Origin of the sequence: Sulfitobacter dubius (assembly GCF_027214245.1) — a bacterium.
GTDB classification, from domain to species: Bacteria; Pseudomonadota; Alphaproteobacteria; order Rhodobacterales; family Rhodobacteraceae; genus Sulfitobacter; species Sulfitobacter dubius_A.
This window is the reverse complement of sequence record NZ_JAPWHM010000004.1, coordinates 490054-503209: the sequence shown is the minus strand read 5'-3', so window position 1 is coordinate 503209 and position 13156 is coordinate 490054. Positions and strand designations below refer to the sequence as shown.

General features: G+C 62.7%; 12 protein-coding genes. 9 read left to right on the top strand and 3 right to left on the bottom strand.

What is annotated here, in order from left to right:
- Entirely contained in the window at positions 1-519 is a 519-nt protein-coding gene (locus O4H31_RS12520; protein ID WP_269346226.1) for a periplasmic heavy metal sensor, read from the top strand.
- 125 nt (positions 520-644) lie between these two features.
- The gene (locus O4H31_RS12515; RefSeq protein ID WP_269346224.1) at positions 645-1151 is read left to right on the top strand and encodes a hypothetical protein; all 507 of its coding nucleotides are present in this window, start codon (positions 645-647) and stop codon (positions 1149-1151) included.
- Here O4H31_RS12515 and O4H31_RS12510 read toward each other — a convergent pair.
- Genes O4H31_RS12510 through O4H31_RS12500 form a run of 3 tightly spaced genes read right to left on the bottom strand, consistent with a single transcriptional unit; the run spans position 1148 to position 3662 of the window.
- Positions 1148-1696, bottom strand: a complete 549-nt coding sequence (locus O4H31_RS12510) for a TadE/TadG family type IV pilus assembly protein (RefSeq protein WP_269346222.1) — start codon at positions 1694-1696, stop codon at positions 1148-1150. The two genes, O4H31_RS12515 and O4H31_RS12510, sit on opposite strands and share 4 nt — an antisense overlap.
- Positions 1696-2235, bottom strand: a complete 540-nt coding sequence (locus O4H31_RS12505; protein WP_269346220.1) for a TadE/TadG family type IV pilus assembly protein — start codon at positions 2233-2235, stop codon at positions 1696-1698. The genes O4H31_RS12510 and O4H31_RS12505 overlap by 1 nt, the downstream gene beginning before the upstream one ends.
- A complete protein-coding gene (locus O4H31_RS12500; RefSeq protein WP_269346218.1) occupies positions 2232-3662 on the bottom strand; it encodes a Tad domain-containing protein in 1431 nt (476 codons plus the stop codon). Before O4H31_RS12500 ends, O4H31_RS12505 begins: the two co-directional genes overlap by 4 nt.
- Before the next feature lie 356 nt (positions 3663-4018).
- Between O4H31_RS12500 and O4H31_RS12495 the strand changes: the two genes are divergently transcribed.
- The 7 genes from O4H31_RS12495 (at position 4019) to dnaG (ending at position 13074) form a co-directional block, all read left to right on the top strand.
- Complete coding sequence (locus O4H31_RS12495; protein WP_269346216.1) at positions 4019-5449, top strand: Glu/Leu/Phe/Val family dehydrogenase; 1431 nt, start codon at positions 4019-4021, stop codon at positions 5447-5449.
- 149 nt (positions 5450-5598) lie between these two features.
- Positions 5599-6852, top strand: coding sequence for a sarcosine oxidase subunit beta family protein (locus O4H31_RS12490; protein WP_269346214.1), 1254 nt, complete (start codon positions 5599-5601; stop codon positions 6850-6852).
- A 12-nt stretch (positions 6853-6864) separates the two neighbouring features.
- The gene (locus O4H31_RS12485) at positions 6865-7137 is read left to right on the top strand and encodes a sarcosine oxidase subunit delta (RefSeq protein ID WP_269346212.1); all 273 of its coding nucleotides are present in this window, start codon (positions 6865-6867) and stop codon (positions 7135-7137) included.
- Positions 7134-10070 (top strand): sarcosine oxidase subunit alpha family protein, encoded by a 2937-nt coding sequence (locus tag O4H31_RS12480; RefSeq protein ID WP_269346210.1) that lies wholly within the window; start codon positions 7134-7136, stop codon positions 10068-10070. Before O4H31_RS12485 ends, O4H31_RS12480 begins: the two co-directional genes overlap by 4 nt.
- Positions 10063-10599, top strand: a complete 537-nt coding sequence (locus O4H31_RS12475; protein ID WP_269346208.1) for a sarcosine oxidase subunit gamma — start codon at positions 10063-10065, stop codon at positions 10597-10599. The genes O4H31_RS12480 and O4H31_RS12475 overlap by 8 nt, the downstream gene beginning before the upstream one ends.
- A 51-nt stretch (positions 10600-10650) precedes the next feature.
- The gene (locus O4H31_RS12470; protein WP_067626514.1) at positions 10651-10959 is read left to right on the top strand and encodes a hypothetical protein; all 309 of its coding nucleotides are present in this window, start codon (positions 10651-10653) and stop codon (positions 10957-10959) included.
- A 114-nt stretch (positions 10960-11073) separates the two neighbouring features.
- Positions 11074-13074, top strand: coding sequence for a DNA primase (dnaG, locus tag O4H31_RS12465; protein ID WP_269346205.1), 2001 nt, complete (start codon positions 11074-11076; stop codon positions 13072-13074).
- Positions 13075-13156: the final 82 nt, after the last annotated feature.

Genomic DNA, 13156 nt, shown 5'->3' with positions numbered 1-13156 from the left:
ATGACACAGGTTCCCACACCACGGCGCAAGCGGCTGATGCGCTTGGCGCTTGGTCTGTCGCTGGCGCTGAACGTGATGATCCTCGGCGCGCTTGGCGGGGCGATGTGGCGTCATGGCGGGCCGGGGCCGCGCGGCGATGGCGATCTGCCGGGGCTGCGCAGCTATGCTTCGCCCTATGTGCAGGCGCTGCCGCCCGAAGCGCGGCGCGATCTGCACGGCAAGATGCGCAGCAGCGGCACGGCGCATCACCTAGACCGGGCGGCGCGGCGTGCGCTTTATGACGAGATGCTTGCCGCGCTGCGGGCAGAGCCGTTTCAGGCGGATGTGGCCGCGGCGGTGCTCGCCGCGCAAGGAGAGGCTGCGGCCAGTGTTCAAACCGTGGCCCATAACGCATGGCTGGCCGAGGTCAGCGCGATGGATACCGTCGCCCGCAAGGCCTATGCCGACAAGCTGCAGGAGCGGTTGCAAGCTGGGCACGCCCGCAAAAAAGACAAGCGCGAAGGCAAGGCTGAGCGTTAATCGGGCAGGGCGCCCCCGGGCGCGCGGTCTTGCCCTTTGCGGGGCGGCGGGCTAGGCCGAGGGCGAATGAAATTGGCAGGCGGCGGCAGGCGTGCGGCCCCATTGCCCCTCAGAAAGCCCGGCCGATGACCGATACCCCCCAAACGATGCACAGCGGCGCGGAAACCGTGCTGGCCAGAGCCAAAGCCTCTCCGGCGCGGCGCGGGGTGGGGCTTTTGTCGCTGGCGGGGCTGGGGCTGTTGCTGATCTATTCCGCGCTCACCCGCTCGCCCGATCCGGGGTGGCAGATCGCGCTGGCGTTGGTGGGGCTGGGGTTCATCGGCATTGCCGAATTGATGCGCCGCTCAACCGCCAGTGGCGTGGAACTTACCAATGAGGCGCTACGCGATGCCGATGGCCGGGTGATCGTCCGCATGGATGAGATCGCCCGCATCGATCAGGGTGCTTTTGCGGTCAAACCCTCCAACGGTTTCCTGCTCAAAACCAACCGCCGCGTGGCGCGGGGCTGGCGCTTGGGCCTGTGGTGGAGCCTTGGCCGCCGTATCGGTGTCGGTGGCATGACCCCGGCCAACGAGACCAAGCTGATCGCCGAGATCATCCGCGCCAAACTGGCCGAGCGTGACGCGGCTTAACCGTCCGACCAGACCGTGCGCGGCGCATAGCGCGGACGGGTGAAGACGAAGTTATAGATATCGCGGCGCTCCAGCCCGGTTTTGAACAGTGGCTCGAAATCGCGCCATGTCTCGACCAAGGTGACACGTTCGTTGTTGGGCATCACCGGCAGCTTGTCATGCCAATCGCGCACGTCATCGCTGGTCAGAGGGGTGGGGGTGCCGCGCACCTGCGACCAATCCGTATGGTAGCGGTTGTTGGCCTCATCATACCAAATCGAGCTGACCCGCATGTCGGTTTGTCCTGTGCCACGGGTGAGATATTCGAAAAGTTGCTGCATTCCTTGCAGGTAGTCTGGGTCAATCGCCTGCGTCTCCCGCGAGATGGCATCTCCCACGGTATAGGCCGCCGTCTGGTTGAGGTTATACATGCGGAAGGTGTCAAAGGTCGAATACATTGCCAGATAGGCCCAAAACATCAGCGGCAGCATAATCACCGTTTCAACGGCGATCGAGCCGTCTTCGCGCCCTTTGAACCGGGCCAGCAGAGAGATGAGCGTAGGCATCAGTTCGGCTCCTGTACGAAGGCCGCGCTGGAGACCATGGAAACACGGCCCGCGCCGTCTTTCTGAAGGGCATAGCCAAGGCCGGTGGTCGGAAAAAAGGGTTTAAACCGGGCGCAGGCGCGCAGCAGCATCAACTGATGCTCCACCCCGAGGGTCCAGCCGCGCACCGGTTTGGGGTCTTCGGAGGTGTCGACGCAATCGGGAGACTGATCGAAAGTCGCAAAATTGCGCGGATCCACTTGGATCATCTCAAGGCGCAGGGTGTCGCTGCAGTCTTCCAAGTAGATTGCCGATTCACAGATTTTGTCCTTGATGGTCTGATGCGTCATCGGCGTGTTGGTGTTCAGCCGGATATAGCGCACCGTCATGTCCAAGCCCCGATCAAGGAGCATGTGGCGGATGGCGTAAAAACTCATTTCGACCGACATAAGCAGACAGCCAAAGAGCAGCGGCGACAGGATGGCGAATTCTATCAGCATCGCCGATCCGTCCTCATCGCCGCGAAACCGGCGCCATGCTTTGATGCTGCGTTGTATCATTGCGTCAGCCTCAACTGGTTGATTTGCCGGGCGATGGCCTCAAAGGCACTGACGATCTCGACCCCTTCAACGCGGAAGAAATGGCTGTCGGAAGAGGCGCAGTTTTTCATGACCGACGCCCCATGGTCGGTCACCTCAAAGCCGATCGACCAGATCACGATGCCCTTGGCCTTGGCCGCGTCGCAGATGTTGTCCAGCAGGGCGTCGGCCCGCGAGGCGGTGTATTTGGTGTAATACCAGCGGTATTGCTCGCTTGAGCGGACATTGCGGTTGAGCCACCAATAAAAGGGGTAATCGCTCCAGTGGCGGTAGTGGTCTATGTTGGCATAGACCTGCGGGTTGATCCGGCGGGTGGTCACGTTCACGCCGTCGGTCATCAGGATCACTGTCTTAAGCGTCTCGATATCATCATATGCCGCCGGACGATCTTGAAATGCAGCCTCGCCGCCGATGGCCTGATTGATCGCCCGGAAGGACGGGTCAAGCAGGGCCACGCCCCATTTCATCCCCAGATGGATGGCGGTGTTCGCGCGAGGCTGAAAATTTGAGATACGGGCCTTCAGCGCGGCGGCGTTCTGCGAAAAGGCGGCCACCTCTTCATAGCTTTGTTTCGGGCAGCCGGGATTGTAGATGTTGTCATAGCGCCCGGTGTTCTCGCGGTCATAGCCGTTCCAGCTATATCCCGCCTCGAAGTGCTGCATATGCTCATAGCTGCGGGTCTGGCTGATGGCGGTGAGATCAAATTCGCTGTCGGCAAAGTCGACGCAGTGCGAAAAGGAGTGCAATTGCGTGACGTTCAGCTCATTCATGATGTCCTGCCCGACGTTCACCTGCGCGGTATAGGGCACCACCGAGATTGAGATCAGATCGGCGTTCTCGGGTTTGATCACCGTGTCGATGAAGGCATCGCTAGCATCGTGCAGGTTGGCCATCTTGCCGTTCTCCCGCATCGAGCCGGAGATATCGAGCACCATGGAAATCTCGACCTTGCTGACCTTTTCCTCGGCCTGAGATTTGGCGGGCACCCGCAGGCTGTCTTGGCCGAATTTGCTCATGAACATGGTGTTCAGGGTATGGGAGGCATCGACTGTGACGCGGCGGTAGTTCAGCCCTTCTTCGACCGTGACGCTTGAGACATATTCGGCCAGCCCTGCCTTGTCGAAATAGTCGCGGGCAACAGCTTCGGGGCTGAGCGTCTGATCAAGATCAGCTGCCGCCAGTACGGCGCGGTCGGCCACGGCCTGCACCCGAGAGCGTTCACGTTCATGGCGCATCAGGTCCACCCCGACACCGCCCAAAAGGATCATCAACAGGATCATCAGAATGGCGAAAAGCGTGACCAACCCGTCTTCTTCCCGCGCAAAACGCCGAAGCAGCGCGGGCAGGGGCCGCGGGGAACGTTCCGAACTGTGAGATGTCTTGCGCATCGTCATCAACCTTTCTTCCTGTGGCGTCCTGCGGGCACCAAAGGGAATGGGCGGCATTTGCCTTGCCCTTGTTGTGCTGTGGGAAAGTGTCCAGAGTTTGGCGCATCTGAGGCAATAGACAGCGTTCCGGGCAGGTTTTCATGGATATGACCCCCTAAGGTTGGCTGATTTCCACCGAACGGGGAGGGCGTGTTTTCCGGCCCTACCCACGGTTGATAAAGTTTTGAAAATCGCGCTGAATTAGGTCGCACCCCGTCATGAGGCGTCCTACGGTGCGGCAGCATGCCCCTAGGGCAGCCAGATGAGTCGCGCCCCGCAACAGAGGTAATGCGGCCAGACAAGAAGAGGAGAGACCGATGAATCCAGCCAATGAGCCGAGTTTCCGCGACAGTGTGGACCTGATGTTCAACCGCGCGGTCGCGCTGATGGATTTGCCACCCGGTCTTGAAGAGAAAATCCGCGTTTGTAACGCCACCTACACGGTGCGTTTCGGCGTCCGCCTACGGGGCCGTATGCATACTTTCACCGGCTACCGCTCGGTCCATTCCGAACATATGGAGCCCGTGAAGGGCGGCATCCGCTACTCCATGGCCGTGAACCAGAACGAGGTTGAGGCGCTGGCGGCGCTGATGACGTACAAATGCGCGCTGGTCGAAGCGCCCTTTGGCGGCTCCAAGGGCGGGCTGTGTATCGACCCTCGCGACTACGACGAGCATGAGCTTGAGCTGATCACCCGGCGTTTCGCCTATGAGCTGATCAAACGCGATATGATCAACCCCGCGCAGAACGTGCCCGCCCCCGACATGGGCACTGGCGAGCGTGAGATGGCGTGGATCGCGGATCAATACAAACGCATGAACACCACCGACATCAACGGTGTCGCCTGTGTCACCGGTAAGCCGATCAACGCGGGTGGCATCCAAGGCCGGACCGAGGCGACGGGCCGGGGCGTGCAATATGCCTTGCAAGCCTTCTTCCGTGATCCGGAGGGGCTGAAGAAAGCCGGTCTGAGCGGTAAGCTTGAGGGCAAGCGGGTCATCATTCAGGGGCTCGGCAATGTGGGCTATCACGCCGCCAAGTTCCTGAGCGAAGAGGATGGCGCAAAGATCACCGCGATCATCGAACGCGATGGCGCGCTGCACAGCGAAGACGGGCTGAACGTCGAAGCCGTGCACAAGTGGATCGAAAAGCACGGCAGCATCAAAGGCTACGCTGATGCGAAGTTTGAGGAAGATGGCGCCAAGTTTCTGGAAGCAGAATGCGATATCTTGATCCCTGCCGCGCTTGAAGGCGTCATCAACCTCAGCAATGCCGAGCGTATCCAAGCGCCGCTGATCATCGAGGCGGCCAACGGCCCTGTGACCGCCGGGGCGGATGAGGTGCTGCGCAAGAAGGGCACGGTTATCGTGCCGGATATGTATGCTAACGCGGGCGGTGTGACGGTCTCTTACTTTGAGTGGGTCAAGAACCTTAGCCACATCCGCTTTGGCCGTATGCAGCGCCGCGCCGAGGAATCGCGTCACCAACTGGTGGTGGATGAGCTTGAGCGGCTGAGCGCGGATAAGGATCTGGGCTGGACGCTGAGCCCGAACTTCAAAGAGAAGTATCTGCGCGGCGCGGGCGAGTTGGAGCTGGTCCGCTCTGGTTTGGACGACACGATGCGCACGGCCTATGAGGCGATGGCCCATGTCTGGCACAGCCGCGACGATGTCGATGACCTGCGCACGGCGGCCTATCTCGTCTCGATCGAAAAGGTCGCGGCGAGCTATCACGCCAAAGGGCTTTGAGGGGGCGTATTTCCCTTAAGTGAACGAAAAAGGGGCGCAGTGCGCCCCTTTTTGCTGACCGGGCCCACGATGGGGGCAGAGGGCGTTTTCGGTCATTGATACTTGCGCCCCAAGTTGCTTGACTGCGGCAAGACCGGGGGAGGCGAATGATGCGATTTTCAGGACTGCGGGTGTTGCGCGAAGGCTTGACCGGCAATCGGGGTTGGACGGCGCAATGGCGCGATCCAGAACCGCAGGCGGAATATGACGCGGTGATCATTGGCGGTGGCGGGCACGGGCTAAGCACGGCCTACTACCTTGCCAAGAACCACGGCATGACGAATATCGCGGTGCTTGAAAAAGGCTACCTCGGCGGGGGCAACGTCGGGCGCAACACGACCGTGGTGCGCGGCAATTACTTTCTGCCCGGCAATTCCGAGTTCTACAGCCATTCGCTGAAACTCTGGGAAGGGCTGTCGGAGGAGTTGAACTATAACGTGATGTTCAGCCAGCGCGGCGTGATCACCCTGTTTCACTCAGACGCGCAGCGCGATGCTTCGGCCCGGCGCGGCAATGCGATGATCAACCAAGGCGACGATGCGGAACTGCTTGACCGCGAGGGTCTGCGCAAACTGCTGCCCTATCTGGATTACGACAATGGGCGCTTTCCGATCCACGGCGGGTTGCTGCACCGGCGCGGTGGCACGGCACGCCATGACGCGGTGGCGTGGGGCTATGCGCGCGGCGCGGACCAGCGCGGTGTTGATCTGATCCAGCAATGCGAAGTCACCGGCATCGACATTGAAAATGGCCGCGTGCGTGGCGTGCAGACCACGCGCGGGGCGATCCGGGCCAAGAAGGTAGCGATCGTCACGGCAGGGCGCTCGGGCCAAGTCGCTGCCATGGCCGGGATGCGCCTGCCAATCGAGAGCCATGTGTTGCAGGCCTTCGTCTCCGAAGGGCTAAAGCCCGTGATCGACCATGTGATCAGCTTTGGCATGGGGCATTTCTATATCAGCCAGTCTGACAAGGGCGGCTTGGTCTTTGGCGGCGATCTGGATTTCTACGCCTCCTACGCGCAGCGCGGCAATCTGCCGATGATGGAACATGTGATGGAGGCAGGGATGACCCTGATGCCGATGCTCGGCAAGGCCCGCGTGCTGCGCTCTTGGGGTGGGATCATGGACATGACGCCCGATGGCAGCCCGATCATCGACAAGACCGAGACCGAGGGTTTGTTCATCGATTGCGGCTGGTGTTACGGCGGTTTCAAGGCGGTGCCGGCCTCGGGCTATGCGCTGGCGCATCTGATGGCGACGGGCCAACCACATGAGACGGCGGCGGGCTTCCGGCTCGACCGGTTCCGCTCGGGCGAAGGTCTGATGGATGAAGAGGCCACCGGGTTTCAGCATAACTTGCATTGAGGGAGGGCGACCATGCGGATTGAATGCCCCATTTGCGGCAGCCGGGACCGGCGGGAGTTTTATTATCGCGGCGATGCCATCGCCTTAGCGCGGCCCGCGCCCGGCGCCTCGGAAGAGGATTGGGATGCTTACCTTCACCTGCGCGACAACCCGGCGGGAGAGACCCGCGACCTGTGGCAGCATGAGGGCGGCTGCGGCGCGTGGCTGGTCGTCACCCGCGATACGGGGACCCATGCGGTTCACGCCGTCGAACTGGCGTCTGATGTGAAAAGGGCCATGGCATGAGGATCGCAGGGCGCGGATTGATCGACCGGGAGACGCCGGTCAGCTTTACTTTCGACGGGCGGCGCTATGACGGCTTTGCGGGCGACACGGTCGCCTCGGCCATGCTGGCGAACGGTCAGCGGCTGATGGGGCGGTCATTCAAATATCACCGCCCGCGCGGGGTGCTCAGCGCGGGCAGTGAAGAGCCGAACGCGCTGGTGACCACCGGGGTTGGCCCCGCATCGGAGCCCAACGTTCGCGCTACGATGCAAGAGATTTACGAAGGCTTGCAGGTGCGCAGCCAGAACGCTTGGCCGAGCCTTGATTTCGACGTGATGGCGGTGAACGATCTGGCGTCGCCGTTTCTGGGGGCGGGGTTCTATTACAAGACCTTCATGTGGCCGAGCAAATTCTGGAAGCACATCTACGAGCCGGTGATCCGCCGCGCGGCGGGGCTCGGGCGGTTGAGCGGCCAACCCAATGCCGACGCCTATGAGAAAGCCTATGCCTTTTGCGATCTCTTGGTGATCGGCGCAGGGCCGGCGGGTCTGATGGCGGCGCTGGTGGCGGCGCGGGCGGGGGCGGATGTGATCCTTGCCGACGAAGATGCGCTGATGGGCGGGCGGCTGAATGCCGAGAGCGAGCACGTCGATGGTGAGCCGGGTCATGCATGGGCGGCGGGCGTGGTAGCGGAACTGGCGGAGATGGACAATGTGCGGCTGATGCCCCGCACGACGGTCACCGGCGCCTATGACGGCGGCATGTTCGGCGCGTTGGAGCGGGTCAACCAACACCGCGCGCGGCGGGGCGAAGGCGCGCCGCTGGAGTGTTTTTGGCGCATCGCGGCCAAGCAATCGATCCTCGCGTCCGGCGCATTGGAGCGTCCGGTGGCATTCGCCAATAACGACCGCCCCGGCATCATGACTGCGGGTTCGGTGCGGGCGTATCTGAACCGCTGGGGCGTGGCGACGGGCAAGCAGGTCGCGGTTTTTGGTAACAACGACGACGCGCATCGCACCGCCCGCGATCTGTCGGCGGCGGGGGTGCATGTGGCCGCGTTGATCGACAGCCGTGAGGGTATCACCGTCCAAAATGCGGATTTCCCGGTGCTGCGCGGTGCCGTGGTCTGCAACGCTTCGGGCCGCAAGGAATTGGAGGCCGTGACCATCCGCACAGCGGGCGGAGAGCATAAGATACAGGCCGACTGTCTGGCCATGTCGGGCGGTTGGAATCCTTCGGTGCATCTGACCTGCCATTTGGGCGCGCGACCCATTTGGGATCCCGCGATCCACGCTTTCGTACCGACCCCCGGCGCGGTGCCGGGGATGCATGTGGCGGGGGCCTGCAACGGCACCTTCTCGACCCACGGCTGCCTTGCGGCGGGTGTGGCCACGGCCGGGGACGCGCTGGAGGCGTTGGGCCGCAAGCCAGAGCCCATGGACCTGCCGCAGGCCGATGACGCGCCCTTCCACCTTGCCCCGCTTTGGGCGGTGCCGGGCAAGGGCCGGGCGTGGCTCGATTTTCAGAACGATGTCTGTGTGAAAGACGTGCAGCAGGCGGCGGCAGAGAGCTTCCGCTCTGCTGAGCATATGAAGCGCTACACGACCCAAGGCATGGCACCCGATCAGGGCAAAAACTCCAACGTAGCGGCGCTGGCAGTTCTGGCCGATGCCACGGGGCGCGGCATCGCCGAGACGGGCACGACCACCTTCCGCCCGCCCTATACGCCGGTCACCATTTCGGCCATGGGCGCGGGCGGGCAGGGCAAGGGCTTTGCGCCCGAGCGGCTGACCACCAGCCATGCCGCCAGCCTTGCCATGGGTGCACCGATGGTCGAGGCGGGGCTGTGGTATCGCCCCAGCTATTTCCCACGCGGGCAGGAACGCAACTGGCGGCAGTCTTGTGACCGCGAGGTCGGGTTCGTGCGTAAGGCGGTGGGCATCTGCGATGTCTCGACCTTGGGCAAAATCGACATTCAGGGGCCGGATTCGGCCAAGCTGCTCGATCTGGTTTATACGAATAAGTTCAGCACCTTAAAGGTCGGCAAAGTGCGCTATGGTTTGATGCTGCGCGAAGATGGCTTCGTCATGGACGATGGCACCTGCGCGCGGTTGGGCGAGACGCATTTCCTGATGACCACCACCACGGGTGCAGCAGGCGAAGTGATGCGGCATCTGGAATTCGTCACCCAATGTCTGCACCCTGAGTGGCAGGTGCATCTGACCTCGGTCACCGAACATTGGGCGCAGTTTGCCGTGGCAGGGCCGAAGGCGCGCGAATTGATGAACGGGCTGCTGGAGCAGCCGATCGACAATGACAGTTTCCCCTTCATGGCCTGCGGTAGCGTGCGGCTCGGCGGTGTCGCGGCGCGGCTGTTCCGCATCTCTTTCTCGGGCGAACATGCCTATGAGATCGCCGTGCCCGCGCGCTATGGCGCGGCGCTGTTCGACCTGCTGGTCACCCGGGCCGAGGCGCTGGAGGGCGGCGCCTATGGGATGGAGGCGCTCAACGTGCTGCGGTTGGAAAAGGGCCATATCACCCATGCAGAGATCGACGGCCGCACCACGGCGGAGGATATCGGCATGGGGCGGATGCTGTCGGACGCAAAGGACTGTATTGGCAAAACCATGTCGGAACGCCCCGGCCTGCGCGATCCAAGCCGCGCGCAACTGGTGGGGCTGCGGCCTGTGGGCGCGGTGAAGCAGTTGACCGCAGGGGCGTTTCTGTTCGAAGCCGGGGCCGAGGCGCGCCGCGAGAATGCGCAGGGGCATACGACTTCGGTCGGCTTTTCGCCGGATGTCGGCACCTTTATCGGGCTGGGCTTCGTCAACCGGGGCCGCGCACGGCATGGGGAGGTGATGCGCATGGTCGATCATCTGCGCGAGATTGAGGCGGAGGTGGAGATCTGCGCCCCGGTCTTTGTGGACCCGGAAGGAGGGCGCGCCCGTGGTTGAATTGAAAGCGCAAACGCCGTTCGGCGAGCTGCTCTCGCTGCACATCGGCGACATGACGGTGGCGGCCCGTGATCTGGGCCAGTTGACCGTGCTGGGCGTGTTTGATCGGGCGGGCCTGTCAGAGGCGCTTGAGGCGGCCCATGGCCTCGCCTTGCCGGACCCGCTACGCAGCACTGCCAAGGGCGATGCCCGCTGCCTGTGGTTCGGTGGGGACGAAGCGCTGCTCGTCGGTGTTGCGCCGGGCGAGGCGCTGAGGAAACACGCGGCCCTCGTCGATGTCTCAGACGGATGGGCGGTGGCGGAACTGCAGGGGTCGGGGGCCGAAGACGTCTTGGCGCGTTTGGCCCCGGTGGACCTGCGCGACAGCGTCTTCCAACCCGGCGATACTCTACGCAGCCAATTGCGCGACATGCCCGCCTCGATCACCCGCACCGAGACCGGTTTTCTGCTAATGGTCTATCGGTCGATGGCCGCCACTTTGGTGCAGGAATTGCGCCGCGCTATGGAAGCGGTGGCATCGCGGCGCTAGGTTGTCCGGCGGGGGCCCGAATCCCCGTTTGGCAAACGATGGAGCATAGACATGAACAAAACGATTTTCGCCGCGTTGGCCGCGATGAGCATGGCGGTCTCGGGCCCGGCGCTGGCGGCCTCGAAAAAAGAAGACAGCTGTATGCATCAGGCCGCCGTGGTCGCCGCCGTGCAGCAGGCGCGGCTGGACCGGGTGAAGGAACGCGAAGTGCCCGCCGCCGTGAAGGCCAAGGCAACATGGCCCGAGAGCTTTAACACCGCGATCCCGCTGGTGACCCCTTGGGTCTATGAAATGAAAATGCGCGATGTGAAAAAGAACGATCTTTCCGCTGCATGGAAAGAAATGTGCCTCGCGCAGTAAGCTGACAAGCATCATACTGGGCAGGGGCGCTGCCCATTATGGAAGGGCGCTTTGCCGCCCGTGGCTGACCTGCCTCCTCTGGACTCTGATCCGCCCCGCCCGGTATATGAAGTCATGAGCCTGCCCCCTGGATTTTTGGAAGAACTGCGTGACCGCGCCAGCCTGTCTCAGGTGGTGGGGCGCAAGGTCATATGGGACAATCGAAAGTCCAATCAGGGCAAGGGCGACATGTGGGCGCCGTGCCCCTTCCATCAGGAGAAATCGGCCAGCTTCCACGTCGATGACCGCAAGGGGTTCTACTACTGCTTTGGTTGTCACGCGAAGGGGGACGCGATCTCTTTCGTGCGCGAGACCGAGAATGTGAGCTTTATGGAGGCGGTTGAGATCATCGCCCGCGAAGTCGGCATGCCGGTGCCCAAGCAAGACCCCCGCGCGCAGGCTAAGGCTGACAAGCGTACCCAACTGGCCGAGGTCATGGAGCAAGCGGTGCAGTGGTTCCGCCTGCAATTGCGCACCGGGGCTGCGGGGGCGGCGCGGGACTATCTGGCCAAGCGCGGCCTCTCGGAACAGGCGCAGGCGCATTGGGAGATTGGCTTTGCGCCGAACAGTTGGCAGGGTCTATGGGATGCCCTCAAATCTAAGGGCGTCGCGGATGAGTTGATCCTCGGCGCGGGGCTGGCGAAACCCTCGTCCAAGGGCGGCAAGCCCTATGACACTTTCCGGGGCCGGATCATGTTCCCGATTCGCGATGCGCGGGGGCGGGCGATCGCTTTTGGCGGTCGCGCGATGGACCCCGAGGATAAGGCGAAATACCTCAACTCGCCTGAGACCGAACTCTTCGACAAAGGCCGCAGCCTTTACAACGTGAAAGACGCCCGCGCCGCCGCAGGGCGGGGTCAGCCGCTGATCGTCGCCGAAGGCTATATGGATGTGATTGCCCTGCATGGGGCGGGGTTCGAGGGGGCCGTGGCCCCGCTTGGCACCGCGATCACCGAGAACCAGTTGCAGATGCTCTGGCGGATCGCGCCCGAGCCGATTATCACGCTGGACGGCGATGCGGCGGGCCAGCGCGCGGCGCTTCGATTGATCGATCTGGCGCTTCCGCTGCTAGAGGCCGGGCAAAGCCTGCGTTTCGCGGTGATGCCCGAGGGGCAGGACCCCGACGATCTGCTGCGGGCCCAAGGGGCCGGGGCCTTGCAAAAGCTCTTGGACAGCGCCCTGCCCATGGTGCGCTTGCTGTGGCAGCGCGAGACCGAGGGCAAAGTCTTTGATAGCCCCGAACGCAAGGCCGCGCTGGATAAAAGTCTGCGTGAAAAGATTAAACTTATCCGCGATCCGTCGATCCGCAGCCACTATGGGCAAGAGATCAAAGACCTCCGGTGGGACCTGTTTCGCTCGCAAAAACAGCGCCCTGATTTTCGCCCCGTGGGCGGCAGAGGGCCGGGCAAGGGCGGGGGCAAAGGAGGCAAGGGTGCTCCATGGGGCGCGCCGCTGGCACCTTTGGCGAGCACGAAAGCCTCGGCCCTCGTGGCGATGAGCGATGAACAGGTGGGCATGCATCTGCGCGAGGCGGTAATCCTCGTCGCCCTCGTGGACTGCCCTCAGTTGATCGAAACCTTCGAGACCGGGTTGGAGGGGATGGGCTGCGCGGACCCCGACCATGCGCGGCTGCGCGACCTGCTGCTGCGCTTTGGCCATACCGGTGAAGATGTGCTGCGCGAAGAGATTTCCTATTCCCTCGGCTGGGAGACACTTGAAAACATGAAGGGGCAACGCCAGGTTGCGATCACGCCCTGCATCCGCAATCCCGGCAATGTCGAAATGACCCGGCTGACCGTGGCGGAGGAACTGGCCAAACTGGACGCTGCCCGCGGGCTGAACGAGGAAATTGCAGAAGCCGTAGAAGACCTAAGCGGCCCGGCAGACGAGGGGGTCACTTGGCGTCTGAGCGAAGCAGCCCGCGCCGCCGACATGGCCCGGCGCAGTGCACAAGAAGACAACAACGGTGAATTCGACGTGGGCGACAACGGCATGACCATGGACCGCGATGAACGCAGTGCATTGGATGCGCTGCTTGGAACGATTAAATATGAGAAGTCGAAGGGTCGCGGATGAGGCATCAGCGTGGCCCATTTGCAGGACTTTTTGAAAATGCTGGGCAACGGGTTTAAGAATCACCAATAACCCCGCATGATTC